The sequence below is a fragment of the Dyadobacter sp. CY326 genome, assembly GCF_021390515.1.
Lineage (GTDB): Bacteria > Bacteroidota > Bacteroidia > Cytophagales > Spirosomataceae > Dyadobacter.
The window spans coordinates 616,532-642,995 of record NZ_JAJUXI010000003.1 but is presented as its reverse complement, the minus strand read 5'-3'; the positions used below and the strand labels follow the sequence as shown (position 1 = coordinate 642,995).

General features: G+C 45.3%; 21 protein-coding genes. 15 read left to right on the top strand and 6 right to left on the bottom strand.

Going from position 1 to position 26,464, the window contains the following annotated elements; translation table 11 throughout:
• Positions 1-83: 83 nt before the first annotated feature.
• The gene (locus LZG73_RS07070; protein ID WP_233847158.1) at positions 84-740 is read right to left on the bottom strand and encodes a carbonic anhydrase; all 657 of its coding nucleotides are present in this window, start codon (positions 738-740) and stop codon (positions 84-86) included.
• A gap of 216 nt (positions 741-956) precedes the next feature.
• Here LZG73_RS07070 and LZG73_RS07065 point away from each other — a divergent pair, with 216 nt between their 5' ends.
• The 3 genes from LZG73_RS07065 to LZG73_RS07055 all read left to right on the top strand — a co-directional run bounded on the left by LZG73_RS07065 (position 957) and on the right by LZG73_RS07055 (position 1,995).
• Positions 957-1,118, top strand: coding sequence for a hypothetical protein (locus LZG73_RS07065; RefSeq protein ID WP_233847157.1), 162 nt, complete (start codon positions 957-959; stop codon positions 1,116-1,118).
• 32 nt (positions 1,119-1,150) lie between these two features.
• Positions 1,151-1,417 (top strand): hypothetical protein, encoded by a 267-nt coding sequence (locus tag LZG73_RS07060; RefSeq protein WP_233847156.1) that lies wholly within the window; start codon positions 1,151-1,153, stop codon positions 1,415-1,417.
• A gap of 122 nt (positions 1,418-1,539) precedes the next feature.
• A complete protein-coding gene (locus LZG73_RS07055) occupies positions 1,540-1,995 on the top strand; it encodes a PA2169 family four-helix-bundle protein (protein ID WP_233847155.1) in 456 nt (151 codons plus the stop codon).
• Positions 1,996-2,105: 110 nt separating this feature from the next.
• On the opposite strand, the gene LZG73_RS07050 is transcribed toward LZG73_RS07055, so the two are convergent.
• From LZG73_RS07050 to LZG73_RS07040, 3 genes are all read right to left on the bottom strand, one after another.
• Positions 2,106-2,510 carry a ribonuclease inhibitor gene (locus LZG73_RS07050; RefSeq protein WP_233847154.1) on the bottom strand — a complete coding sequence of 135 codons (405 nt, stop codon included), beginning with the start codon at positions 2,508-2,510 and terminating at the stop codon, positions 2,106-2,108.
• Between the two features lie 72 nt (positions 2,511-2,582).
• Positions 2,583-3,449 (bottom strand): DUF808 domain-containing protein, encoded by an 867-nt coding sequence (locus tag LZG73_RS07045; protein ID WP_233847152.1) that lies wholly within the window; start codon positions 3,447-3,449, stop codon positions 2,583-2,585.
• Between the two features lie 89 nt (positions 3,450-3,538).
• On the bottom strand, positions 3,539-3,967 hold the full coding sequence (locus LZG73_RS07040) for an EamA family transporter (RefSeq protein ID WP_233847150.1): 429 nt from the start codon (positions 3,965-3,967) through the stop codon (positions 3,539-3,541).
• 727 nt (positions 3,968-4,694) lie between these two features.
• Here LZG73_RS07040 and LZG73_RS07035 point away from each other — a divergent pair.
• The 8 genes from LZG73_RS07035 to LZG73_RS07000 all read left to right on the top strand — a co-directional run bounded on the left by LZG73_RS07035 (position 4,695) and on the right by LZG73_RS07000 (position 18,149).
• Positions 4,695-5,828, top strand: coding sequence for an AI-2E family transporter (locus LZG73_RS07035; protein ID WP_233847148.1), 1,134 nt, complete (start codon positions 4,695-4,697; stop codon positions 5,826-5,828).
• Between the two features lie 66 nt (positions 5,829-5,894).
• Positions 5,895-6,902, top strand: a complete 1,008-nt coding sequence (locus LZG73_RS07030; RefSeq protein ID WP_233847146.1) for an ABC transporter transmembrane domain-containing protein — start codon at positions 5,895-5,897, stop codon at positions 6,900-6,902.
• The gene (locus LZG73_RS07025) at positions 6,892-8,244 is read left to right on the top strand and encodes an HlyD family secretion protein (RefSeq protein ID WP_233847145.1); all 1,353 of its coding nucleotides are present in this window, start codon (positions 6,892-6,894) and stop codon (positions 8,242-8,244) included. Before LZG73_RS07030 ends, LZG73_RS07025 begins: the two co-directional genes overlap by 11 nt.
• Positions 8,245-8,273: 29 nt before the next feature.
• Entirely contained in the window at positions 8,274-9,728 is a 1,455-nt protein-coding gene (locus LZG73_RS07020) for a TolC family protein (RefSeq protein ID WP_233847144.1), read from the top strand.
• Between the two features lie 100 nt (positions 9,729-9,828).
• Positions 9,829-11,457, top strand: a complete 1,629-nt coding sequence (locus LZG73_RS07015) for a tetratricopeptide repeat protein (RefSeq protein ID WP_233847143.1) — start codon at positions 9,829-9,831, stop codon at positions 11,455-11,457.
• 264 nt (positions 11,458-11,721) lie between these two features.
• The gene (locus LZG73_RS07010) at positions 11,722-14,802 is read left to right on the top strand and encodes a TonB-dependent receptor (RefSeq protein WP_233847142.1); all 3,081 of its coding nucleotides are present in this window, start codon (positions 11,722-11,724) and stop codon (positions 14,800-14,802) included.
• A 56-nt stretch (positions 14,803-14,858) separates the two neighbouring features.
• Positions 14,859-16,700, top strand: coding sequence for a cytochrome-c peroxidase (locus tag LZG73_RS07005; RefSeq protein WP_233847141.1), 1,842 nt, complete (start codon positions 14,859-14,861; stop codon positions 16,698-16,700).
• A gap of 6 nt (positions 16,701-16,706) precedes the next feature.
• On the top strand, positions 16,707-18,149 hold the full coding sequence (locus LZG73_RS07000; protein WP_233847140.1) for a metallophosphoesterase family protein: 1,443 nt from the start codon (positions 16,707-16,709) through the stop codon (positions 18,147-18,149).
• A gap of 59 nt (positions 18,150-18,208) precedes the next feature.
• Here the strand turns inward: LZG73_RS07000 and LZG73_RS06995 are convergent, their stop codons facing one another.
• A complete protein-coding gene (locus tag LZG73_RS06995) occupies positions 18,209-19,099 on the bottom strand; it encodes an AraC family transcriptional regulator (protein ID WP_233847139.1) in 891 nt (296 codons plus the stop codon).
• A 65-nt stretch (positions 19,100-19,164) separates the two neighbouring features.
• Positions 19,165-19,983 (bottom strand): SDR family NAD(P)-dependent oxidoreductase, encoded by an 819-nt coding sequence (locus LZG73_RS06990; RefSeq protein WP_233847137.1) that lies wholly within the window; start codon positions 19,981-19,983, stop codon positions 19,165-19,167.
• A gap of 194 nt (positions 19,984-20,177) precedes the next feature.
• On the opposite strand from LZG73_RS06990, the gene LZG73_RS06985 reads away from it, so the two are divergent.
• From LZG73_RS06985 to LZG73_RS06970, 4 genes are all read left to right on the top strand, one after another.
• The gene (locus LZG73_RS06985) at positions 20,178-23,387 is read left to right on the top strand and encodes a carboxypeptidase regulatory-like domain-containing protein (protein WP_255697029.1); all 3,210 of its coding nucleotides are present in this window, start codon (positions 20,178-20,180) and stop codon (positions 23,385-23,387) included.
• Positions 23,388-23,767: 380 nt separating this feature from the next.
• Entirely contained in the window at positions 23,768-24,367 is a 600-nt protein-coding gene (locus tag LZG73_RS06980; protein WP_233847135.1) for a GDSL-type esterase/lipase family protein, read from the top strand.
• Complete coding sequence (locus LZG73_RS06975) at positions 24,364-25,125, top strand: esterase family protein (RefSeq protein ID WP_233847133.1); 762 nt, start codon at positions 24,364-24,366, stop codon at positions 25,123-25,125. The genes LZG73_RS06980 and LZG73_RS06975 overlap by 4 nt, the downstream gene beginning before the upstream one ends.
• A gap of 68 nt (positions 25,126-25,193) precedes the next feature.
• Positions 25,194-26,447 (top strand): alkaline phosphatase family protein, encoded by a 1,254-nt coding sequence (locus LZG73_RS06970; protein ID WP_233847131.1) that lies wholly within the window; start codon positions 25,194-25,196, stop codon positions 26,445-26,447.
• Positions 26,448-26,464 lie beyond the last annotated feature (17 nt).

The window sequence follows — 26,464 nt, the reverse complement described above, 5'->3', positions numbered from 1 at the left end:
CACCCGACATTCAAAATGAAACTGGCGCATTATGATTATCAAATGCGCCAGTCGGGAAAAAGTCAGAATTATGCCAGCTGAAATTATTTCGCAGCTTGTTTTTCAGGCTCGCTCAGATCAAGCCGATAAATTTCCATGATGTTTTCAAGCAACTTTTTGAAGTCAATCTTTAAATCGATCAATTGACCGGAATGTACATCAAACACCCAGCCGTGCACGGTAAGCCCGCGGTCGCGCTGCGCTTTTTGCACTTCTGCTGTTTTGATAACATTAATACATTGTTCTTCAACGTTCAATTCAACCAATCTTTTATAACGCGCTTCCTCGTTTTCAATGGCCGACAATTCTTCTTTGTGCGTTCTGTAAACGTCACGAATATTCCTCAGCCAAGGATTCAAAATCCCCAAGTCGCCCGATTTCATGGCCGCCTGCACGCCACCACAATAGTAATGTCCGCAAACCACAATGTGTTTCACTTTCAGGTGCACCACAGCATAATTGATCACCGACATGACGCTCAGGTCCGTGTTGGGAACCATATTGGCAATATTTCTTAATATAAATGCTTCACCGGGCGCCACGCCCATTAATTCCTCAGCTGAAACGCGGCTGTCTGAGCAGCCAATGTAAAGGATATCAGGGGTTTGTCCTTTTGCCAGATTGCTGAAATATTCTGGTTCTAAATCTAGCTTTCTGTGGACCCAGTCTTGATTGTTTTGAAAAATTTTTGCGATATCCATTGTTTAAGGTTTGGTTAAGAAAATTGCGTTAAGTGAACTGATAGCATCGCAAATTAGTAAAATCTTCACGAGTTGAATAAAAATCAGCACATTCGAAGCGAGATTTGGGTGAAACGACTGGACGTTTGAAATGATAATTTTTTTCCTAAATTTCCAGAAACCTATTGACACGTAACGTGTCAGTTTGTATTTTCCACAAAAATTCACACTATAACAATGAATAAAAGTCAGTTAATTTTCAACATTCGTATGGAAATAGCAGCAGTAAGACAGGCACTTAGGGATTCGGATGAAGCAGCATTGACAGCAAGCCAGGTGGATGCACTTTTGGATAGATTGAGTTACCTGCTGGGAATTCTCAGCGCATTGGAAGATTGATGAAGTGGGAATGGATGATAACCTTATCAAATATGAAGACAATAGAAAAAACGAATGTTGATGATATTTTGCAAAGAGCAGATGCACTCATCAAAGAAGGGAAGGACTTTTTGCTGAGTGAGGGAAAGGTCTTGGAACTGGCCGATTGGCTTACTATCGCCGAATATGCACAGAAATATAATGTTACAACGCAGCTGATTTCTAAGTGGATAGAGCGGGGCGTGATTACAGAAAACGATTACGTTGAAGTCGGCAAATTTGGGAAGAAGCTGGTGCGTGATGTTGCCTATAAGGCATGAGACAACGACGTTTTGAGCACTTAGGGATTAAGAAAGTGCAAGAAATATCCCAATTCTGAGTCAAATCACCCTTGGCACGATATTCTTATTGTCTGGAATCTCAACAAAACAAAAAACACGTTATGGCAACATTAGGTGATGCAACCGGAGTTCTTAATGATCTTATTGAAATTAATAACGACCGTGTAGCAGGATTTGAAAAAGCAATCGCAGACATCCAGGACGAAAATATTGACTTGAAGCAATTGTTCCAGGGCTATGCTGAACAAAGCCGCAAAAACGGTCTGGAATTAGCTGCAATAGTTGGCTCAGCCGACGATATTGAAACAGGCAACAGCGTAAGCGGAACTTTGCACCGCGCTTGGATCGACATTAAATCTTTATTCGGCGGCAGCGACCGCGCAAGCATTTTGTCGGAAGCCGAACGCGGTGAAGACGCAATCAAAGAAGCTTACGAAGATGCATTGGCAAGCAATGACCTTCCAGCATCTGCAATTGAAGTGGTGAGAAGTCAGGCGCAAGGAATTTTTGCTGCACATGACGAAATCAAAGCTTTGAGAGATATCGCAAAAGCTTAATTCAAGCAAAACATAAGTAAGAGCCGCCTCGAAAGGGGCGGCTTTTTTGCGTTATCAACCTTATGACTTTGTAAAGTTACAATTTTGCAAAATGAGGATAGGGAACGCAGTTAGCCTTCCGAAATGTACCCTACGAGCGTTAGGTTAGGATGCTCCCTAATAATCTCAATGATTGTGTCAAAATAAGTTTCTCCGGTGCCATTTTCGAGCCTCACAAGCTCTTCCTCAAAATGCTTTTTGTTAAAAGGTGAATCCGGTTTGAGCTTATCCATATAATAGTTTCTTGTCGTCGCAATGCCCAGCGCTTCGCTGCTTTTATCAATGCTGAGCCATACAATCTCTGCGCTGTCAACATTGCGTAGCGCACCAAATCCTCCATAAAGCAGATCATTGAAAGCATCGAGACTATTGCCGATCTTCCAATCTTCATCAGCCATGAAAAGCCTGTTGATCTCTTCGTAAAACGACGCAATGTCTTGAATGGAGTTGCCGTTGATGATGAATTGCTTGCTCATGATTCGCGCCCATTGAACCGTGGATAACAAAAGAAACATTGCAATAACCGGCTGTTGAGGCAGTGGCGCGCGTCAGGATTTAGCAAGCGAAAGCAACTTTTTTCCACCAGTAACGATCAGGAAAACGATTAGTCCCGCAACCAGCCCAAGTCCTAATTCCTTGATGATGGACGGCAGATTCGGAAAAATGTGGTGAATGTATTCAATGTTGTGAATGAAAATTCCACCCGAAACAAGCAGCAATGCAACCGTTCCGACAGCCCCTAAAATTTTGATTAAAACAGGAAGCGCCTTGACCAGCAAGTGGCCAAGTTTCGAGAAAATCCCTTTGTCGTTCGATTTTTGAATGAGCTTGCGACCAGCATCGTCCATCCGGACAATGAGCGCCACAATGCCGTAAACGCCAACAGTTGCGAGCAAAGCAACAGTGGAAACTGTCAATATTTGTGTCGTTAAATTTTCGTCAACCACACTTCCCAAGGCGATGATTACGATTTCGATGGACAAAATAAAGTCTGTTGTGATAGCAGATTTAACCTTTATTTTCTCGTTGTCCTCATTCAACTCACCATTTTCCTGAATGACCGAATGTTCTTCTTTGGGATGATGGAAAAAATATTCAATGATCTTCTCGACACCTTCATATGCGAGGTAAAGGCCTCCCATAATCAGCACGTAATTAATGGCTGCGGGTAAAAAGGCATTGAGCACCAATGCGATCGGGACGATAATGAGCTTGTTGACGAGCGAACCTTTTGTAATGGCCCACAAGACGGGGAGTTCGCGTTCGGATAAAAATCCAGTTGCTTTCTCTGCATTCACTGCGAGGTCATCACCCAGGATGCCCGCCGTTTTTTGCGTCGCCACCTTTGTCGCAAGCGCGACATCATCCATCAGAAACGCTATATCATCTAAAATTGCAAAGAAACCCGACGCCATATTTTTGTTTTACCTGTAAATTTCACTCAAAAAAACCAATCCGTTGCCTTTAAAACAACTATTCAGGCGCTTTTTGTCGCTTTGGTCCGCTATTCGGCCGGTGCGGACATTGCTATCAAAACAGCACCGCCGATAATCAGCACGGCACCTGCAACCAATTGCCAGGTGATTTTTTCCTTTAAAAATATGATTGAAAGAATGACCGCAATCACCAATGATGAACGCTCCACGGTTGTCACGTAAGATGCTTTTCCCAGCGATAACGCCTTGAAAGAGAACAGGGTAGAGAGGGAAGTAGCAACCCCCGCAAGCGACAGCAGTATCCAGGTTCTGGTCTCGATCTGATTTATTTGTGAAGATGTTCCTTGCCATGCGACCACGATCCAGGTGATCGTAACGATGAAGAGGGATTGAAGGGCAAAAGCCAGACTGGAGTCAACATTTTTTAAACCTGCCTTTGTAAGAACTGTAACCAATGCCGCCGAAATAGCAGCCAAAATTGCCCAAACCAACCACATATTTGCTTCCCGAATTTTAATTTATCTTGTTCAATATCAATACAAAAGCAGCGTCCGACCTGCATTTGATGTCTCAGTAGAGCCAGTTCCCTATTTTTGGATGGGAGCTGCTTCCGATCGATGACTCCAAGTAAAATATTATACCATGGGCTTAACGCCTTCCTCAATCCAACTTTCGCCGGACTTCGCTGATTAATCTTGAAAATTCTGATTTGCAGAATTCTTTGTCCACTTCTCAGTGCGTATGTGCGCAAATGTGGAAAAAACTACACGACGCCCTGAGCTGCTGATGGCCTCTGCTGGTTGCAAAGCGGGTTTTAATATTGGAATAGACTTTTAGTCAAAAAGCCCCCTCATTCGAAAATAGCGCATTCCTTTTTGCTTTGAATATCATGCACACCAAAGTAACTATGATGAGACGTTTGTTTTGAAAATACGCTTCGATGTTGCGACAATCCACTGTCACCGAAAGGAACATTCCGGACACTGTTGATGAATTCAATTGTCGGTGCGTATGGTAAAAGCGGTTTAACTGTTTCGCAAAGCGACCTGTTTGGTTGCAAATTGGCTATACGAAAAAACGTTTTATGGTCACATTAAAAAGTAATTAAAAGTTGTTTGAGCAACTAAGGCGTGATTTTTTGATATTTGTATGGTTATACGCAATACAGATCACGCATATATGCGGAGTTCGTGTGCGAAAACCCTTTTCAATACGCTTTATAGTATGCTTAAAATCCATCAAAACCAGAAAAGTGTGGGACTTGCAGCGTCCCTGCTCAGCCTCGTCCTGATCATTGCCTTGCTCTACACCTTGCAAAGTGTTCTTGTTCCGTTAATGTTCTCCATTCTGCTGGCTATTTCGCTATTTCCGATTGCGAGGTTTATTGAGAAATACAAGTTCAACAGGGTCACCGCATCGTTATTGGCTGTGCTCATTGCCATCATTCTCATCGGCGGCCTGGTCTGGTTTATCGTCCACCAGGTTTTGATTATCGGTGCAAATGGAGATGACATGCAAGTTCGCTTTGTGCACATTCTGGATACGATTCGCCATTGGATCACCATTCGTTTTGGCGTAGAGGAAGGACAAATCACAAAACAAATCACCACATTCACCAACAGAGTCGTTTCCAATGCGGGCGCTATCGTTGGTGCAGCATTTGGTTCGGTAGGGAGCATTCTGGCAGGAGTGGTTATTGTCCCGCTTTTCACGTTCTTCCTTTTATATTATCGCGATTTTTTCCGTGAATTCTTTTTTCACGCATTTATCTCCACACCCAAGGAACTGGTTAGTCAGGTTTTGGACAAAATTTACTATGTCGTTCAAAGTTACCTGGTCGGCCTTGTCACCGTGATGGGCATTGTCGCCATTCTGAACACGGTCGGTCTGCTTGTGCTTGGCATTCCCTATGCGTGGTTTTTCGGCATTCTGGCTTCCTTGCTGATGCTGTTGCCTTACATTGGGATAGCAATCGGGTCGGTGCTTCCTGCATTATTTGCATTGGCGACCAAAGATAGCGCCTGGTATGCAGTCGGCGTTATTGCCTGGTTTCAGGTTGTGCAGTTCCTTGAAGGGAATTTCCTGACCCCGAATATTGTGGGCGGAAAAGTGAGTATTAATCCGTTAATGGCGCTGGTGGGACTGCTTTTGGGCGGAATGCTTTTCGGACTGGCCGGTTTAATATTGGCAATTCCAATGACGGCCGTTTTAAAAGTGGTGTTCGATGCTATTCCGTCAATGACGGCATTCGGGTTTCTGATCGGAGAGCCGGAGCAATATCATTTAAAGAAATTTTCAGGGAAAATTCTCATGAAACGCTGGAAGATAAATAATGTTCCGGCGTCCAATGATGCGTAAGAGTTCGCTGCAAAAGCGGCTCTTTCAAATTAGTGCGCGTGTCTATGTTTAACAATTTATAATAGAATGAAGAAGGGACATCATGTCGAAGCTCCCACCCCCTGGGAGAGGTTAATGGGGATGCTTTACGTAGAAAGAACCACAATCAACTATATTTTCATTTACGCCATGCTCATCGGCCTCATCGGGTTGACGCTTCCACTGGGCACAACGGCGGTTTTCAATTTCTTGTCAAACGGTGCATTGTACAGTTCCACGTATATCCTTATCGGTGTCGTGCTGATGGGTGTTGTCGTCGGCGGGCTTTTGTTGATTGGTCAATTGACACTGGTGGAAGTGATTGAGCAGAAGATCTTTGCGAAAGCGACATTGGAATTTGCCTATCGTTTCCCAAGAATTAAAAGGGAAGAGTTGACCGGTGAAAATCCCCCGGAGTTGGTAAACCGCTTTTTTGATGTGATCACCATTCAAAAAGGGCTTACAAAATTGCTGGTCGATGTTGTCGCTTCCACAGTTCAAATCTTTTTCGCGGCCATTCTGCTTTCGTTTTACCACCCGGTTTTCATCGTGTTTGGCGTCTTTACGGTGCTTGTGATCCTTTTAATGCTTGCCCTTTTTTACAAAAGAGGTGTCGCTACGAGCATTGACGAATCAGAATACAAATATGAAGTGGTGGCTTATTTGGAAAAAGTCGCGGCCAATCTGGACGATTATCGCTATCAGCCTGATCAACTCAGGAAGGTGATTACAGAAACCGACAGGATTACGTCAAAATATCTGAAAGCAAGAAACGCACATTTCAGAATCCTTCGAAAATTCTTTGCCAGCTCCGTTGTTTTGCGGACATTTCTCATGGGTGGCCTTTTGTTAATGGGTTCCTATTATGTAATTGAGCGCCAAATGACACTCGGACAATTTGTGGCGGCAGAGGTTATTATTGTTCAAATCAGTTACGCTGTTGAAAAATTTATGACAAGCTTGAATACAATTTTTGATATGGTCACCGGCAGTGAAAAACTGGCCGTCGTTACAGACCTGGAACTGGAAGAAAGTGAGGTGGCAAATGGCTATTAATGCAGCTGAAAAAGGGAAATGGGAGGCAATGGGAGTCCTTTCCCAACATGAAATTCTGAAAACGCGAGGGCCTAAAATGCTGGGCAGAGTGATGCTCGCACTGCTTTTCGTCTTTGTTATTATTTTATTCATGCCCTGGCGGCAGACCATTCCAGGGCGCGGCAATGTTACTGCATTGCGGCCGGAAGACAGGCCGCAAACGGTTCAGAATCAAATAGGAGGGCGCATTGAACATTGGGCAGTCCGTGAAGGACAGCACGTAAATGAAGGCGACACCATTCTGATTATCTCAGAAACCAGCCAGTCATATTTTGACCCGCAACTGCCTAAGCGCCTTGAAGAACAGCTTGCCGCCAAAGCCGGGAACGAAGCCGCAGCCACGCAGAAGATGGAAGCAACTTCTGCGCAAATGCGTGCATTGACCAGAGGACTTGCCATAAAATTGAACTCGGCTGAAAACAAAGTGCATCAGGCGGAAAACTATGTCAAGATTGATAGCGCTGATCTCGTGGCGGTGCAGAGGTTTTACGAAATCAGCAAGTCGCGGCTGGCGCGTTACGAAGCCGGTTATACAAATGGGTTATTCTCTCTTACCGACATTGAATCGCGCAGGTTGAAGTTGCAGGAGGACAATGCAAAGGTTATCAGCCAGCAAAACAAGCTCAACAACTCCATCCAGTCACTGCTTAATGCGCGCATTGAACTGGATAATATCAGAGCCGAATATGAGCAGTCGCTGGCAAAAGCGCAGTCCGAAATGAGCTCCGCACTTTCCAGCAAGGTCAGCGCGCAGGGTGAGATTGCCAAGTTGCGCAATGAGATTTCCAACACGACCATTCGTCGCGGATTGTATGTGGTGCGTGCGCCGCAAAAAGGATTTGTGGTAAAAACGCTGAAAGCGGGCATCGGGGAGAACATTAAAGAGGGCGAATCCATAGCAACATTGCAACCCGAGGCGCCGCTTGTTGCCGCCGAGATCTATGTCGATGCAATGGATGTTCCGCTGATTTTGAACAATAGTGATGTGCGTCTGCAATTTGAGGGTTGGCCTTCGGTTCAATTTTCGGGATGGCCTTCGGTTGCAGTCGGGACTTTTGCGGGCCGCGTTTCTGTGATCGATTTGGTAAGCAGCGAGAGCGGGAAATATCGTCTGCTCGTGAGGCCTACCCTGCCTGTCCCCGATAAAGATCAGCCCTGGCCGAAACAGTTGCGCCAGGGATCGGGCGTGTATGGTCGGGTTATCCTCAGGTCAGTGCCGGTTTGGTATGAAATATGGCGGCAGCTTAATGGATTTCCACCAAGTCTGGAAGCTGAGCCAGCAGTGCAGGTTGGGGCGAAATAAATGATAAAAGTGATGATATAATACTAATAATGAAGCTTTTAAGGAAAATTAGACAAATGCTCGCTTTGCTGTTTCTAATCGTTGTCGGCCTCTCAACCGGCCATGCGCAAAGCGACACAATTAACACCAATGCCCGCATTTTTGCCCTGAAAGATTTGGAGGAAATTGTGCTCATGCATCATCCCATTGTCAAACAGGCGGGACTTTTGAGCGAAGAGGCGAGGGCGAAGGTCCAGCAGGCTTGGGGTGATTTTGATCCAGCATTGAAAAGTCAGTTTGCCAGAAAAACATTTGGCAACACGGAATATTATAACAATTGGTCTAATGAATTAAAAGTGCCATTGTGGCTTGCAGGAGCGGATTTGAAGATCGGTTATGATCGCTTCGTCGGGACTTACACGAATCCTGAAACGCGGACCAGCACGCCCGGACTGGCAGGACTTGGTCTGAATATTCCCATCGGACAAGGCTTGTTGATCGATGCGAGGAGAAATACATTGAGACAAGCCAGAGTGATGGTCGACTACGCAGAGGCTGAGAAGATTAAGCAGATTAACAAGGTTTGGTTTGATGCTGTCAAGGATTACTGGAACTGGTTTTATGCTCACCGGCAATATGCATTGATCCGTGATGGCGCGGATCTGGCATATACAAGATTTTTGGCAGTCAAAAATCAGGCTTTGCTCGGAGATAAGCCCGCAATAGATTCCGTAGAAGCAGCCATTACATTTCAGGAAAGGAGCTTGCAGCTTGCCAAGATCAAAGTGGAGCTGAACAATGCGCGCCTCGTTATGTCAAACCACCTTTGGAACCAACAGCAGGAACCGCTCGAACTGCCCGACAGCATTGTGCCGCAAACCACCGAGCCAGCTGTCACGGCCGTTTACCGGAATCAACTTGAAACATTGCTGGGCAATGCAGCCAGCACACACCCGGAGCTGATGGCCTTGAAAAACAAGGGTTTACAACTTCAACTGGAAAGAAATTACAGGCGGGAAATGTTGAAACCCAAGCTCAGTGTCAGCGCATCATTGATCACCAGCCGCACGGATTTCGGCTCCTACGTTCCGGAATATTACGACTTGCAATGGAACAATTACAAAATGGGCGTAGACTTTTCCTTTCCGCTGTTTCTCAGGGCGCAACGTGGAAAATTGCAGGAAATAAAAGTGAAGCAAATGTCATTAAAATACGATGTGCAGCAAACCGGCCGGGAGATCAATACAAAAATCCTGAGCGCATACAACACATTGCTCGCATATGAATCGCAGCTCGCCATTCAAACACAAAGCATTGAAAATCAGCAGATCCTGCTCAGTGGAGAGCTCGCCAAATTTGAACTCGGCGAAAGCACGCTGTTCCTGATCAATAGCCGCGAAAGCAAATTGATCGATATGAAGATTAAACAGGCGGAGCTTGTGGCCGGATATCAGAAAGCAGTTGCGGAACTTTACTATTCTGCCGGGGCAATTTCGCAAAGGTGACGTGACAAGGAATTGCAGCAAGCCTGTAAATTAATGATCCCGTAAAGATGAGGTAACATAGGCGCATTACCTTGGTAGGTTTTCCAAGTTTTCCGTGTCAATGAAGCCTAGTTTGTTGTTGCATGTTCCCAAAATTATCCGTTTGTCTCTCCGCTTGGTTTTGGCATTGCTGCTCATGCCCACATTGCACACACAAGCGGAATCGGCGAATAAAATAAGCCTTAGCAGCCCATCTGAGCCGGATTCTGTTTACAGAAAAATCAGGCGATCGCTTGACAATGCATTGAAGAAAAAGGATTTCGATAAGGCGGCCTTGTGTTACCAGCAGATTGGCGATATTTTGTTTGAAGAAGGCGCGCTTTCCCAGGCACTTTCCTATTATCATAAAGCTGATCCCTATTTTTCCAAAAATAAAAATCCCGTCGATCTTGGAAACAACCTGAACCGGATTGGCAGAATTTACTTCAAAAATAAGCGGAACGAAACGGCGCTCAGTAATTTCCGGGAGGCGCTGACCTTGTTTAAAACCAAGCGCTATCACAAGGGAATCGCGGAATCTTACGGTTACATTGGCCAGGTTTTTGAGCAAAAAGGCGCTTATGACAGCTCCTACATTTATCAGGAACTCGCATTGACGGAGTTCAAAAAGCTGAACGACAAAAGTCAGATCGCATACACTTACTCGAGCATCGGGAGCATTTATGAAGATCAGGGCAAATTCCAGATTGCGTTAAAATACTTTTTGCAAGCACAAAAAATCATCGGCGAGTTGTCGGCGAACATTGAACTGGCCGCAGTGCTCAACAACATTGGTGACACTTATCGCAAGATCGGCAATTATCAGCAAGCATTGATATACAGCAAAAAAGCCGAATTATTAGCCGCCCGACTGCACGATAACCGACAGCTTAGCAGCGCACACCGCGACCTGGCCAAAACTTTTGAGCAGCTGGGCCAATTTGACAGTGCGTATTTTTACAGCGAGAAATCACGAATTGCATATTCCAAAAGCTATAACACGGATAGTGAGCAGCGATTGAACCTGTTGCAGACTGTTTTCGACGTTCAGCGTAAAGACAATGAGATTCAGCAGCTTGAAGATAAAAATCGCATTAGCCAGATATTAACGATTTCAGTATTGATCATCAGTTTGTTGGCGACGTTTTTAGGAATCAGTTTGCTAAGCCGACAGCGTTTGAAAATCAAAAACAGCAAGGCTTTATATGAAACGCGCCAGCAGGCGATGGAGCTGGAATTGCATAACAAGCATTTGCATCAGGAAGGTTTGAAGGCAGAATTGGAACTGCGAAGCAAAGAACTGACCAGTTTGACATTGAACATGATCAAAAAGAATGAATTGCTCGATGAACTCAAAACCAAACTTGCAACCATTGTCAAAGACGACAAACGCGATCAGCGGCGGGAGCTGAAACAGCTCGTTGAGTTCATAGACGTTAACAGCAATCAGGACAAAAACTGGGAAGATTTCCGGATCGTTTTTGAGCATGTCCACAAAGATTTTTCAGAAAAAGTAATGAAATATTCTGCGGCGCTGACCGCAACGGACATTCGTTTTTTGTCCCTTTTAAAAATGAACCTCAATTCCGCAGACATCGCAACAATGCTTGCCGTTTCGCAAACCAGCTTGCGTACAACGCGTTATCGCTTGCGCAAAAAACTCCAATTACAGGAAGACGCCAGCCTGCAACAATTTGTGCATAACCTCTGAAATTCTCCTTTTTCGAGCCTAATGTTAACAGTTTACGCATCTGTTAACACAAAGATAATGGCAGCGAGTGAAGGGATCAACACATTGATTTTCAGTCTATTAATCTTTATTTTTTTACGATGTAGACGATCTGTTAACGCACATTGAACGCTTGTCGACGTTTTGCAACATCCGATCATTAGCTTCCTGATTTTTCATGGTGACCTTTATATGGCCAGGCAAAAACTGAGTCTCTCACCATCGAATTGATTTAAAAAAAATCGCATGAAAAAAATCTTACTACTGCTCCTATTATTTGCAATTCCGTCCGTAGGCTTCTCGCAAAGTCTGATAACCGGGCGCATCATCGACGACAATAACCTGAGCTTGCCGGGCGCAACTGTGAAAATTGAAGAGTTGTCCCGCGGAACCGTTTCCGATCAGAATGGAAATTACACGCTCATCGACGTGCCCAATGGCGCTTACAATTTGACGGTGACTTACATTGGCTACGAAATTTCGAAGCAAGCCGTAACCATTGCCGGACAAAACGTAAAAACGAACTTCAAGCTGAACCTTGCAGACAACAACCTGCAAGCTGTGGTCGTGACAGGAAACCGTAGCGCCACGCTGAAAGCATTGAACCAGCAAAAGAATTCGGACCGGATCGTGAATGTCATTTCCGCCGATCAGGTTGGGCGTTTTCCTGACCCTAACATTGGTGACGCACTGAAACGCGTGCCGGGAATTTACGTGCAGCTGGATCAGGGCGAGGCTTCGCTGGTGAGCATCAGGGGAACGGACCCATCTAAAAGTACGATCAACATTAACGGATCAAGCATTGCCGGAACGGGCGAAAATCGTGCGGTTGGGATCAGCGCAATTCCTGCGGATATGGTTCAGTCTGTTGAGGTTACCAAAGCGATCACGCCGGATATGGACGGCGATGCGATTGGTGGTGTAGTAAATCTGGTGACCAGAAAAGCGCCTTTTGCCAGGTTGCTTTCTGTCACTGCGGGAACGGGTTACAGCGACATTGTGCAAAAACCTGCTTACAATGCCAATGTGGTTTTTGGTGATCGCTTTTTGAAAGATAAAAAACTGGGTGTAATGGCCTCTGTTTCTTATTATCGGCAGTTTCTGGGCTCGGATGATCATCAGACAACCTGGGAAGATGTGAAATGGGTGGATCAGAAAACCTATTTTATGCCGCGCTTTCTGAACATGGTGCAAAACAATCTGGAACGGATCAGACAGAGTTACACGGTGGGCATTGATTACAAACTCAATGCAAAGAACACGCTAACTTTCACTGGGATTTACAACAAATACAACGACTGGCGCAAAATTTCAACCCTAAAAGTGGATGATATTGGTGCAGGTTACCCGAAAAACTGGCAGCGTGCTGCGGGCTGGGAGGGAAACCGGAAAATCACGGATGCGAACAATGATTACATTGATGACGTCGCCGGCGTTCCTTACCTCAATATGGAGAACGATCCGAAACATCCGGTTTACCAGCCAGAACTGGAACGCCACATTGAAGGCGGTTTAAATAACAGAAACGGAAGCCAGATTGTACAGAAAATCATCAATTTTGGATTGGAAGGCGAGCATATTTTGGGAAAAGTGAAGGTAAACTGGAAAGGCTCTTATCTGAAAAACGTTACCGACCGTCCCGATGTGATCGAGCTGGAACTTGAAAGTGAGAATGAGAAAAGCGTGCAAATGGATTATACCAATCCACGATTTATCAAAGCAAACAATGGATTTGAGATCGAAAACATTCTTGAAAACTTAAAGGATAAGCCTTCGTATCGTGCCGATTCGGCCGACACCTGGTATATGGACAACTTCACAGGCACCGACAGACGCGCCAGCACGAATCAATATCTGGCGCAGGTTGATATCTCTGTTCCGTTGGTGGAAGGGAAATTTAGTAACATCCTGAAATTTGGTGGGAAATACCGTGGGTTGACATTGACAAACGAAACGACCAGACGCGTTAGATGGACCCCGCAGATTGATCCTGCATTGCGCGCCAAATATGATGCTGAACTAGCCGCCGGCAAAAATCCAAAAGTTGCGGATTACGTGGGCTGGGCGCCATTCTGGTCTGGATTTGCGAACAATTCAACCAACATCAGCAAAACGCTCAACATTGAATCTGATTACAATGTCGGCAATGCAGGCTCATCTGAATGGGTTTCCAACCTCAACAAAAGTTATTACGGAGACACCGAAGACTTCATGCTGAACCGCGTTTATCAGGATGTTTTGGGAAATAATTACTATGGTGATGAGGCGATTTCGGCAGGTTATATCATGTCAACGCAAAACTTCGGAGACAAGCTTTCGCTTATCTTGGGCGGTAGGGTTGAGCATAGCTCGGTGAAATATGAAGGTTACAATTACAATGTTAGGGCGGATTTCATTCCTGCCAAACAATCTACGAAATCGGAATTCCTGAACTTCATGCCTGCATTCCTTGCCAGATATGCACCGACAAAAAACCAGGTTTACCGGTTCGCTTATACGAGCACCATTTCACGTCCCAATTACAAAGACATTTCGCCCTACGTCAGCGTGAACGTGCGCGACAAAGTGATCAGCCAGGGTAACCCGGACATTAAACCCACGCTTTCTAACAATTTCGATCTTTTGGGAGAGTTGTACACGGGCAATACGGGCCTTGTTTCAGCAGGTGTGTATTTCAAAAACATTACGAATTACAGGATTACGTCAAGAGATCTGGTGCCGTTCAGTGAGGTTATCAATGTTGCAGAATCGCCTGAATCCCTTCTGGAACAGGGCGCTAACCCTGCAACCGTTGCTTCTTACAAAACGGATTACGACAAGTTGAAGGCAAGCAATGGAAACCTGGAACGGACACGTCCGGGCAATGGCGGAACTGCCAACATTCTGGGCATGGAATTCTCTTTTCAACAAGGTTTGTCGTTCTTGCCAAGGCCACTTAACAACCTGACATTGTACTCAAATTATACGCACAATTTCATTTTTGTGAAAAAAGGCGAGCCGAAATTGCCAGGAACCGCGAAGGACATTTTGAACTTGTCACTCGCTTATGAAGTGAAAAAATTCAATGTGCGTTTGTCATATAACAACACTTCCGACTTTGTAACCATTCTGGGAACAGATGCCAAAGGAGATGTTTATTACGATAAGGCACATTACCTGGACGCAAGCGTGAACTACTTTATTACACCAAAATTGTCGCTTTACGTGACCGCAAACAACCTTTTGAACCAGGATCAGCGCCGTTACCAGTATAAACCGGAGTACACTTACTCTTCGCTTTACACAGGTGCAACGGCGACAGTTGGTTTGAAATATAATTTATATTGATTATCGAACAGGGTAATGTCGTCAAGGCATTACCCTGAGTTGACTTTAAGTTAAGCATGAAAAAAACTATCGCCGTAATCATCGCCGTTTTGGGCTTCGCATTCCTTTCGTTGAAGGTTAGCGGGCCGGGCGATTCATCTATCGGCGTTGATCATACATTGCGGAGTTTTAAGACTGGTGTAGATGATTTTATTAAAACAAATGAACAACTATATGTAGCGATTGATGGCATAAATGCAGATTCTGCGTCTGTGCTGACGGCCCGGAAAGCGTTGAAAGACTGCCGTCGGAGTTACAAGCGCATTGCGTTTTTTACTTCCTATTTTTTCCCAAGTGAGACGCGCTTTTACAATGGTGCGCCCAAGTTTGAAGTGGAAGAACCGACATTGGAATTGGTTGAGCCCATGGGTTTGCAGCAGATTGAAGCCCTGCTTTTTGAAGATGATGTGCTTGCAGGAAAAAGTGATTTGCTGGTGCAATCGGAGGCCATGTTAACTTCCGCAAAGGACATGCATGCATTGCTTTTTGGCATTAAAATAAACGATGCGCAGATACTGGAAAGTGTTCGCATTGAGCTGATCCGCATTACCACATTGTACATTTCAGGTTATGATGCGCCGATGCTGAAAAGTGGAATAACTGAAACTTTGGAAGCAACGAATGCCTTGCAGAATGTTTTGAAACCTTATTTCAATGCAAATCCAGAACTTGGCAAGCCGCTTGAAAAACTGCTTTCCGGTTCAGAGATCTACTTAAATGCTCATCAGGATTTTGATTCATTTGACAGAATGCAATTCCTGACCAGGTTTGCCTTGCCGATTCAAAAGGAATTTGGCGACTTCGTTTCCAAACTTGGATTGGTGATCAATACAACACCATATCTGAACTATGAAGCTCCTCACATTTACAGTAGAAATGCGCTGAAAAACTGGGATGATCACGGAACGGATTCAGTTCAGAAAAAAGCGTTGGTGGATCTGGGAAGAACATTGTTTTTCGACAAATCACTTTCCGGCAATGCTTCCACGAGCTGTGCAACTTGCCACCAACCCGGGAATTATTTTGCAGATCAGCTACAAAAAAGCCCGTCGCTGGTGCGCGATTCCGTGTTGAGGCGCAACACGCCGACGCTCATGTATGCAGTCTGGCAACATTCGCAATTCTGGGACGGACGTGTGGCAAACCTGCAAGATCAGATCCATAACGTATTTCTCAATCCATTGGAAATGAACGGGAATGCGGCCGAATTAAACGGGAATGTGCTGCAAAAAGAAGAGTATAAAAAGCTGATCAACACTTCGTTTCCCGGCAAAAATGTGCAGGATCTGGGAATCAGCGAGGCTTCCGAGGCGCTGGCCGCTTTTGTAAAACAGCTTGGTACAATGGATTCACCATTTGATCAGTATGTCGCTGGTGATCAGACGGCATTAACGGACCGCCAGGTTAGTGGCTTTAATCTATTTATGGGCAAAGCGCAATGCGGAACCTGTCATTTTCCACCCTTTTTCAACTCATTGCTGCCTCCGCTTTTTGACATTTCGGAAGTGGAAGTGCTCGGTGTTCCGGTTCATGATGATTTTGAAAAACCCGAATTAGACGCAGATTTAGGCCGTTTTGATCTGTATAAAATGCGTTATTACAAAGGCGCATTCAAAACGCCAACCGTCCGCAATGCAGCCAAAACGGCGCCCTATATGCATAACGGGTCATTGAAAACATTGGCCAAAGTCATTGATTTTTATAACAAAGGCGGCGGGAAAGGCCTCAAACTGCCCGTCGAAGATCAGACCTTATCTGCAAACGCATTGAATTTAACGGAGCGTGAATCCGAAGACATTATTTTATTCCTCGAATCCTTAACCGATTCAAAACCTGAAAATCAGAATTTCTCAAATTAATCAAACATGAAAACAGTTAAAGCTTTACTTTTTGCATTACTCCTTCCATTGCTGTCGCTTGCGCAGGAAACGCAGCCTGCTGCAAAACCCGTTGCCAAGAAAAAAGGCCCTTTAATGGGAATCCAGGCAGATTTGCTGCGCGGCCCATATCTGCAAATGGCCACGCCAACGAGCATGACCGTTCGCTGGAGAACCAATGTGTATGACCGCAGCCGCGTGAAATATGGTTTGACAAGTGATAATCTGGACATGCGCGCAGACGACTCGACGCTGGTTAACGAACACATTGTCACATTGAAAGACCTCAAACCATCCACAAAATACTTTTACACCGTGGGTAACCTGGCGGACACGACTTTGCAGGGCGACGAGGAAAATTATTTTTATACATTCCCTGAAACGGGCAGCGAGCAACTGGTGCGCATCGCCGGCTTTGGCGACTGCGGGAATAACTCAATCAACCAAAGATCAGTGCGGGATCAGGTGATCAACTATTTGGGTGATAAATATCTGAATGCGTGGATCTTAATGGGCGATAATGCCTATTCTGACGGCACGGATGCGGAATTTCAGGCCAAGTTCTTTAACCTTTACAAAGACAATCTGCTGAAAAAATATCCCTTGTATCCGGTGCCCGGAAATCACGATTACCACGATTTCAACTCGTCGCCTGCCAATGATCAGAACAAAATTGCCTATTATCAAAACTTCTCGCTTCCAACCCAGGGAGAGGCTGGGGGAGTCGCTTCCAACACCGAATCGTATTATTCGTACGACATTGCCAACATTCACTTTCTTGCGCTCGACTCTTATGGTCCGGATAAAAAAGGAACGCACATTTATGACGAAATGGGCGAGCAGGTGGAATGGGTGAAGAAAGATCTGGCGGCAAATCAAAACAAAAAATGGGTCGTTGCTTACTGGCACCATCCTCCTTACACCATGGGCTCGCACGATTCGGACAAGGAATCGTTGTTGGTGAAAATCAGGGAGAATTTTATCAAAACCCTTGAAGATGGCGGCGTGGACCTGATCATTTGCGGACACAGCCACGTGTATGAGCGCACCAAATTGATCAAAGGATATTACGGAAAAGAAGCGGATTTCGATGCTAAAAAATATGAATTGAGCTCATCCACAGCATTATATGACGGCAGCAAAAATTCGGCTCCATATTTGAAAAGCAAAAGCAACACCAATGGCACTGTCTACGTTGTGAGCGGGTCGGCGGGTGCGCTGGGCGGGCATAAGGAAACCTGGCCGCACAATGCGATGTATTATTCTAACAATGAAGTGGGCGGCGCGGTCATGCTGGAAGTGGAAGGAAACAGGTTGGATCTGAAATGGATCTGTTCAGACGGAAAGATCGGCGACCACTTTACCATGATGAAGGACGTGACCAAAAATGATGAAAAAACCTTAAAACAAGACAAGCAGCTTACCAAGTAATTCAATAAAAACAATGAGCCGGTTCCACAGGAGCGGGCTCATTGTTTTTATTAGGTTAATTAGTTAAGACTTTGTTTTTTGAAAAAAACAGGCGTGACGCCAACTTCTTTCTTGAAAAGTCTCGAAAAATAAGACAGGTTTTCGAAACCCAGTGTGTAAGCAATTTCTGAGACGGTGCTGTCTTCTGACATGAGGCGGTTTTTGGCTTCCGAAATCAGATAAATGTGAATGTGTTCCAGCGCCGTTTTTCCGCTTTCCTGTTTCAAAACGTCGGTCAAATATCCGGCTGAGATCGCCAGCTTTTCAGCCATATAATGCACAGATGGAAGTCCTTTGATCGTCAGAAACCCGCTTGCAACATATTTGTCCATCTCCTCGATAAACTTGCTGACAGTTTTACCTGAAATTTCAGAACGGTTAATGAACTGTCTTCTGTAAAACCGCTGCGCATATTTCAGCATCGTGTCCACATTGGCTAAAATGATCTCGCGGCTGAATTCGTCTTGGTTGTTCTGATATTCGTTTTCGATTTTCCTGTAAAGCTCCCAGATCGTCGTTTCTTCTTTTGCAGAAACGTGCAAAGCCTCATTGGTTTCATAATCGAAATAATGGTATTTTTTGATTTCGTTATGCAGATTGTGACCATTCAAAAAGTCTTCGTGAATAAACATCAGAAAGCCATCTTCCTCCAAATGCAGGTTCCGCATCTCAATGATCTGTCGCGGTTTGACAAACATCATTGAACCGCTATCATGGTCGTATTTGGTGCGGCCATAGCGAATGACGCCGGATTTTAATTTTTTAAATCCAATCATATAAAAATCGCTCGTAAAAGCCTCCGCGCCGATTGAACACGCGCCATTGCATTGATAAATGCTGAACAAGGGATTTTCATTAGGCGGAAAGCCATTGTCCCTGTGCAATTCGCTTAGCTTTTTGTAATGTTTCATCGTATATACGTAACACAATCTGCGTCAATTAGTTTGCAGATTGTGTTACAGTTGTTTTATTTAATTCAATGACCGTGTGCTTCCGTGGAAACCTCTTTCCAGGCTTCAAATTCAGCCAGCCGTTCGCTGTAAACTTGTTTTACGCCGGGATATGCAATTTTTCCCAACAAAAAGTGAAGCGGAGGATTTTCGGCGTCGATCAATTGCAAAACTGCATTTGTAGTCGCTTCCGGTTTGCCCCAGCTATCCGGCGTCGCGCCTTCGGCAAATGCTTGCTTAATAGGAGCATAAACTTCGTTGGGCTCTGTTTGCACCGCCGACGCACCCGACCAGTCTGTTGAAAAACCGTTGGGTTCGATCAAGCTCACTTTGATGCCGAAGCTTTTTACTTCGCTCGCAAGCGTCTCGCTCAGACCATTAACCGCATATTTGGACGCATTGTAAATTCCCAAAACCGGAAGCGTAACCAGTCCCAGGAAGCTCGAAACCTGAATAATGTGCCCGCTTCCCTGTTCTCTCATGATCGGGATAATGGCCTGCGTTACCCAAAGCAAGCCAAAAAAGTTGGTTTCCATTTGCGCCCGTGCCTGCTGTTCCGTTGTTTCTTCAATGGCACCGAACAAGCCAAAACCTGCATTGTTGATCAGCACGTCGATCCGGCCAAAATGTTTGTTCGCATGGTTTACTGCTGTAAAAACGGCTTCCCTGTCATTCACATCCAGCCTGATCGGCAGGACGGCATCACCATATGTTTGAACGAGGTCGTTCAGGTCTTCAATGTTTCTGGCAGTTGCAGCAACTTTGTCGCCACGTTCTAAAAGTGCTTTTGCCCAAAGTTTGCCAAAGCCACGAGATGCACCGGTTATTAAAATAGTTTTTGACATGATGTTTTGATGTTTAATACACTGCAAATGTATGGCGGACCCACGGCGCACCTTTGACACAGAATCGGGGATCTTTGACACAAAACCCATGTCCCGTTGAATCAATCTCTTTACAATATGTTAACAATGTCTTAATCCTGATCGATGGAAAATGGTCGACTTTTGCAGCTTTATTTTAAAAAACCACTATCATAATGCTGAAACGATTTCTACTATTATTTCTTCTTTTTGCCATCTTTGGAGCTTGCGTATGCAATGATGCGCTCGCCCAAACGACGCAGGCGTCGATCTCAGGGACTATTGCTGACGACAAAAACATGGAATTGCCTGGCGCCAATGTGCAGGTGAAAAACGAGTCTACGGGTTTTACAACGGGGACTTCCACCAATGCAAAAGGCGAATATGCATTCAAAGAATTGCCTTTGGGCGGTCCTTACACCATTATTGCTTCCTTCGTAGGCTTCGGAGAGCAGAAGCAAACGGGTTACATTCTTCACCAGGGAGACGCGATCAAGGTCAAAATGACCATGAAAGAGACGGATCAGACACTTGAAGTTGTTCAGGTTGTGGCTTCCGGGATCAAAAACAAAATTGAAAACATTGGTGCATCCACAGCCATTTCAGCCAAAGACATTACGCGTTTGCCTGTAAATGGCCGGAATTTTACTTCGCTAATGGACCTTTCGCCACTGAGCAAAGGCGGTAACATTTCGGGTCAGCTGGGATCGTCTACCAATTACACCATTGACGGGATGAATGCTAAAAACCCGACTTCTGCGGGTTCAACCACAAGCAGGAGCGGAGCGCCTTATTCGATTTCTATCGAGGCTGTTCGTGAATTCCAGGTGGTTACCAACCAATATGACGTGACTTATGGCCGCAGCGGCGGAGGAACCGTGAGTGCGGTAACAAAGTCAGGGACTAACAAACTGAGCGGAAGCGCATTCAATTACAGCAGAGCCAATTGGTTATCAAGTCCTTACGACATTCGTGGAAATAAGTTGAACACGACTTTCTCAACCAATCAGTTCGGGTTCTCTTTGGGCGGACCGATTATCAAGGACAAACTGCACTTTTTCGTTGCGTGGGATCACCAGCAGGACACACGTCCATTTGTTATTGCTGACATTGTTACGCCTGCGGACGAAAACAGGTTTAATGTTACGAGAACAACTTTGGACCGTTATGTTGACATTGCGCGCTCCAAATATGGCGTTGCCAACACGCCTCAGTATGGAACATTTGATAAATCCCGCGGGTCCGATGCCGTTTTTGCAAGAGCCGATTGGCAGATCAATGGAAAAAACCTTTTGACGATCCGCGACAACTATACAAACGACAGAAACAAGCTTGGCTTGCAGGATAACACGTCTATCAACATTTATGAATCAACCGGAAACGACTACAATGTTGACAACAGCTTGCTCGCGTCACTGCGTTCGTCGATTAACACGCGCTTGACCAATGAGTTGAAAGTGCAGCATTTGTATACGCATCAAAAAAGCAGCCCGGGCGATCAGCTTCCGTCTTCGAACATTCCAAGAGCCATTGTTGAGAACGTAACTTCAACTTTGAGCGATGGAACGTCGAAGTCGACCAACATTCAGATGGGAGGCCACCGTTTTGCGCAGGAAGGATTTACCAATAATGTGATTCAATTGGTTGATAACCTGTATTACAACACCGACAAAGTTGAATACACATTCGGCATTGACTTGATGTACACGCGTTCGCATTCCACTTACGGCAGCGAGGTAAACGGCAGGTTCCATTACACAGTAGACGCAGCGGCTGGCAAGACGGCTTTGGATAAATTCGAAGCATTACAGCCTTATCGTTATTACCGCGAAGTGCCGTTGATGGATGACTGGTCTGTAAATGGCAACATCATGAATGCTGGAATTTATGGCCAGATGAAAACAAAATTGGCGGTCGGTCTTGACATGGTTGCCGGGTTGCGCCTTGATTACGCACATTACCCGACTTCACCCTTGAATCAGACCTTGTTTGATGAGTTGCAAATCCGCACCGACCACAGACTGAAATCATTCGTGGTGCAGCCGCGTCTGCAATTTACTTGGGACGTGAATGAAAAACATACCGACATTATCCGCGTGGGCGGTGGTATTTTTGCTTCCGACATCAACAATTATGTGTTGATCAACAACCTTACATTTGACGGAAAACACCTGGCCACTGTGGACGTTCGCGCCCCGAATATTCCTACGCCAGATTTCGCCGCTTACCGCAACGATTATGCAAGCATCCCAAGTCTGGCTGCTTTCCAGTTGCCAACGATCAATACAAATGGCGCCGATGCACGTGTGCCCGTAATGTATAAGGCCAATGCTTCTTACAGCCATTATTTTACGGATAAGTTAAGAGTTGGCGTTGCCGGTTATATGACGCTGGGTCGCAACAACTACTTTTATGTAGACAGGAACATGGCTGACGAACCATTTTTCCGTCTGGCAAATGAAGACAACCGCGGCGTGTTCGTGCCATTGGCTAGCATGCCTGCAAATGGAGCAGGAGATTGGCTTCAAGGTCGCAAGAGCACCAAATTTGGTCGCGTGCTGGAATTGAACAGCCAGGGCAAAGTGAACACATTTGCTTTCGTAGCCGATGCAACTTACCAATATTTCAGGGATGGGGAAATCACGATGAGCTACACTTACAACGATACGAAAGACAATACATCGTACAATGGTAACGTAGCAAATACGGCAACGCTTTCACTTCCTGTAAAAGACGATCCCCGCGATTTGAGCCAGATGAGTTATTCGGATAACCATTTCCGTCATAAAATTGTGTTCTACGGTTCTTTGCCATCTTTCTGGGGAGTTAATGTAGGCGTTCGCTATTCAGGACTGGGCGGAACGAGATATACATTGTTGTCGGGAGCTAACAGCAACGCGGATTTCGTAGCAGGACAAAATGACCTTGCTTTTGTATTTGATAAAAACGATCCAAGTGTGCCTGAGAACGTTAGAAAAGGATTGCAGGCGATTTTGGATAATCCGCTTGCCAGCCAGAGCGTGAAAGATTATATCACCAAATATTCAGGAAAAATGGCCGAGCGTAACGGTGGGATTAACGGCTTTTACGGCGTTTTTGACTTACGGGTTACCAAGCGCATCAAGATCGCGGGAAGCCACGGCATCGAGCTGTCAGCGGATATATTTAATGTTGGTAACTTGTTGAACAAGGAATGGGGAACGAACGAATCATTGGGCAGTCAGGCGCTTTACGCACTGGGCATCCCGGCTTCCGGAACAACTCCTGCTGTTGCTGGATTTGACAAAGCCAATCAGAAATTTGTTTATCGCGTAAACACCGCCGGTGTGGTTACACCATCCGGAAACCCTTACCAGTTCCAGCTTGGTTTGCGTTACAGTTTTTAATGAAACAACGCCTTGACTCATGCTGACTTTACAGGCATGACTGGAAAATTGCTTCTTATTAACTAACATTAAAAAGTTTGACTGCCGACCATCCAGGCAGTCAAACTTTTTTGCTTTGTTACCTTCCCTGATTCGGACGCAAATGCTAAAAAACCTTCAAGCGACTTGGTTCTGGCTAAGTTTTTGTAGCAAATCGCGTTTCAAAAATCCCGCTGAGACGGTTCAATCCGAAATTCACATTTCAGTTTTGCGTATATACACGACGGTTGCAAAAGTTAACATTCTGGCAATGCGGCGTTTAGTAATTTTGTGAATATCCGATTTCAGTCGATGTATCTAAGCAAGAGAAAGCAATTGTCAGCAAAAATTTTCTGAGCAATATGGATTGGTATGAAGATGAAGTGATCAGAGTTGAGAAGGAATCGGAAAAACTTTCGTTCGAGCCTGAGACGATCTTTTACGGAAGTTCGAGCATCAACCTCTGGGCGACATTATACGATGATTTTGAGGATATTAAGCCCATTAATTTAGGTTTTGGCGGATCTACACTCGCGGCATGTTCCTGGTTCTTTGACCGGATTATGGCTCAGATCCATTCCGCTAAAACGATCATTCTTTACGCCGGGGACAATGATCTTGGCGATGGGCGCAATCCCATGGAAGTGTGTCTGTATTATCGCCAGCTCCTCGCCCAGATCCGAAAGCGGTTCGGTGACGTTCCTTGTTACTTTATCAGCATTAAACCGAGTTTGCAGCGCTGGGAAATCATTTCGCAGATAAAGACGGCGAACAGACTGATTCGTGACGAGATCAGCACGGATGCAAACCAGCATTACATTGATATTTTCCCCGGAATGCTGGACGAACAGGGCACGCCGATCAGGGAATTTTTTGAGCAGGATGGGCTGCATATGACCCCATTGGGCTACGAATTGTGGAAAATAACGATCAAAAATGTGTTAAAAGCTGCCGGACAATGATTAGTTCGATTACCACCTTACCACCCACTGCAATGGAAAGAGCGTATCAGAAATGGTTTAGCCCTGCACTGAACAGGGACATGGAAATGCTCGTTTTTGGATCAAAAGGAATCCCGATTCTGTTTTTTCCAACGAGATCCGCGCATTTTTATGATTTGGAAAACTGGCGCATTATCGACGCGTTACGGGAACGGATCGCCGCCGGAGAAATCCAGGTCTTCTGCGTTGACAGCATTGATCAGGAAAGTTTTTATTCCAATAATCCGCCCCATGAGCGGATTTTGAGACATTTGCAATATGAGCGTTATATTTTGCACGAGGTTATTCCTTTCATCAAAGGGAAAAACAAAGCAAAGCAGCTGACCGTTGCGGGATGCAGTCTGGGCGGATATCACGCAGTAAATATTGGCTTGAAACACCCAACGGTCTTTAATAAAATTGTTGGCATGAGTGCGCGATACGATCTCACCAGACCCCTCGTCTTCTTTGCGGACCTTTTTGACGGTTACTTCGACGATAACATTTACTATAACATGCCTAATCATTTCGTTCCGGGCATTCGTGATCAAAAATTGTTGCAGCAATTGAACGAAATTGATATTACATTGGTGGTCGGCCGCGAAGATTCCTTCCTGGCAGACAATGAGCGGCTGAGCAGCGCACTAAACCAGATCGGCGTGCCGCACAAGCTGTTTGTTTGGGAAGAGGAAGCGCACAGGCCGCGTTACTGGAGAGAAATGGTGAAGTTGTATTTTTAGCCAAAAGGATTGTTTCAAAGCGTTTTGCCTTCGTCGTTCTTAGTTTTATATAATACAAATTGTCAAAAATGCTCCTCAAAAAAACCTCTGTTCCTTTACTAATTGCCCTCTTTTTAATCAATTCAGCTTTCGCACAAAACAGCAAAAACAAAGCGCTTTTCGTGATCGTCGATGGCATTTCTTACGAGCAGCTTAAAAAAGTTCCTACGCCCAATCTCGATGCAATTGCCAAAGTGGGCGGCATGACGCGCGCTTACGTAGGTGGCGAAAAGAATGCATATTCCCAAACGCCAACAATCTCGGCCGTGGGCTACAACAGCCTCCTCACCGGCACGTGGGTCAACAAGCACAATGTGTGGGATAACGACATCAAGGAGCCGAATTATCATTATTACACGATATTTAGGTTGTTCCGCGAAGCTTATCCTGCCAAAAAAACGGCAGTATATTCCACCTGGCTCGACAACCGTACCAAGCTCATCGGAACCGACCTGCCTCAAACAGGAATGATGAAAATGGATTATTTCTTCGATGGCTTTGAAACAGACACCATTAACTTTCCGCATGATAAAAATGCTCAGTATATCAGCAAAATTGACGGAAAAGTGGTCGACGAGGCAGCGGCAAACATTAGAAGTGACGCACCCGATCTATCATGGGTTTACCTCGAATTTACGGACGATATGGGTCATCGTTATGGAAACAGCCAGCAGTTTTCTGATGCGATAAAAAGAATGGATCTGCAAATGGGGCAGCTTTGGGAGGCGGTGAAGGAAAGGCAGGACAAGCACGGCGAAAACTGGCAAGTGTTTATCACGACAGATCACGGCCGTGCAGAACCGTCCGGCAAGGGACACGGCGGACAATCCGACGCTGAACGCAGCACATGGATTGTAACCAATGCAAAAGGTCTCAACAATTATTTTACGAAATCGGCACAGAACAAGACCATCCCCGCGATCGTCGATATCATGCCAACCATGGCCCGGCATCTTGACTTAAAAATCCCGAAAGAGCAATATTTCGAACTCGACGGAACGCCATTGACTGGTAAAATTTCCATCACGGACCTGACTGTAAAAAAAGAAGCTGATAACATTAATCTCAGCTGGACGCCTCAGGAAAAAGACGGCGAAGTGAAAATATGGCTCTCGACCACAAACAAATTCAAAACCGGCGGCAACGACCGTTACATGCTCATGAAGCAGCTGCCCGTTATGGACGGAAAAGCGACGCTTGATGTGAGCAAGCTTCCGAAAGGATTTTACAAGATCGTTGTAGAAGGGAAATACAACGCCGCTAGCCGCTGGATTGTGGAGTAAATAAAAAAGACGAAGGC

Coding starts and splice junctions, on each gene's coding strand:
- LZG73_RS07070 (WP_233847158.1), bottom strand. CDS start 740: ATGGATATCGCAAAAATTTTTCAAAACAATCAAGACTGGGTCCACAGA.
- LZG73_RS07065 (WP_233847157.1), top strand. CDS start 957: ATGAATAAAAGTCAGTTAATTTTCAACATTCGTATGGAAATAGCAGCA.
- LZG73_RS07060 (WP_233847156.1), top strand. CDS start 1,151: ATGAAGACAATAGAAAAAACGAATGTTGATGATATTTTGCAAAGAGCA.
- LZG73_RS07055 (WP_233847155.1), top strand. CDS start 1,540: ATGGCAACATTAGGTGATGCAACCGGAGTTCTTAATGATCTTATTGAA.
- LZG73_RS07050 (WP_233847154.1), bottom strand. CDS start 2,510: ATGAGCAAGCAATTCATCATCAACGGCAACTCCATTCAAGACATTGCG.
- LZG73_RS07045 (WP_233847152.1), bottom strand. CDS start 3,449: ATGGCGTCGGGTTTCTTTGCAATTTTAGATGATATAGCGTTTCTGATG.
- LZG73_RS07040 (WP_233847150.1), bottom strand. CDS start 3,967: ATGTGGTTGGTTTGGGCAATTTTGGCTGCTATTTCGGCGGCATTGGTT.
- LZG73_RS07035 (WP_233847148.1), top strand. CDS start 4,695: ATGCTTAAAATCCATCAAAACCAGAAAAGTGTGGGACTTGCAGCGTCC.
- LZG73_RS07030 (WP_233847146.1), top strand. CDS start 5,895: ATGAAGAAGGGACATCATGTCGAAGCTCCCACCCCCTGGGAGAGGTTA.
- LZG73_RS07025 (WP_233847145.1), top strand. CDS start 6,892: ATGGCTATTAATGCAGCTGAAAAAGGGAAATGGGAGGCAATGGGAGTC.
- LZG73_RS07020 (WP_233847144.1), top strand. CDS start 8,274: ATGAAGCTTTTAAGGAAAATTAGACAAATGCTCGCTTTGCTGTTTCTA.
- LZG73_RS07015 (WP_233847143.1), top strand. CDS start 9,829: ATGAAGCCTAGTTTGTTGTTGCATGTTCCCAAAATTATCCGTTTGTCT.
- LZG73_RS07010 (WP_233847142.1), top strand. CDS start 11,722: ATGAAAAAAATCTTACTACTGCTCCTATTATTTGCAATTCCGTCCGTA.
- LZG73_RS07005 (WP_233847141.1), top strand. CDS start 14,859: ATGAAAAAAACTATCGCCGTAATCATCGCCGTTTTGGGCTTCGCATTC.
- LZG73_RS07000 (WP_233847140.1), top strand. CDS start 16,707: ATGAAAACAGTTAAAGCTTTACTTTTTGCATTACTCCTTCCATTGCTG.
- LZG73_RS06995 (WP_233847139.1), bottom strand. CDS start 19,099: ATGAAACATTACAAAAAGCTAAGCGAATTGCACAGGGACAATGGCTTT.
- LZG73_RS06990 (WP_233847137.1), bottom strand. CDS start 19,983: ATGTCAAAAACTATTTTAATAACCGGTGCATCTCGTGGCTTTGGCAAA.
- LZG73_RS06985 (WP_255697029.1), top strand. CDS start 20,178: ATGCTGAAACGATTTCTACTATTATTTCTTCTTTTTGCCATCTTTGGA.
- LZG73_RS06980 (WP_233847135.1), top strand. CDS start 23,768: ATGGATTGGTATGAAGATGAAGTGATCAGAGTTGAGAAGGAATCGGAA.
- LZG73_RS06975 (WP_233847133.1), top strand. CDS start 24,364: ATGATTAGTTCGATTACCACCTTACCACCCACTGCAATGGAAAGAGCG.
- LZG73_RS06970 (WP_233847131.1), top strand. CDS start 25,194: ATGCTCCTCAAAAAAACCTCTGTTCCTTTACTAATTGCCCTCTTTTTA.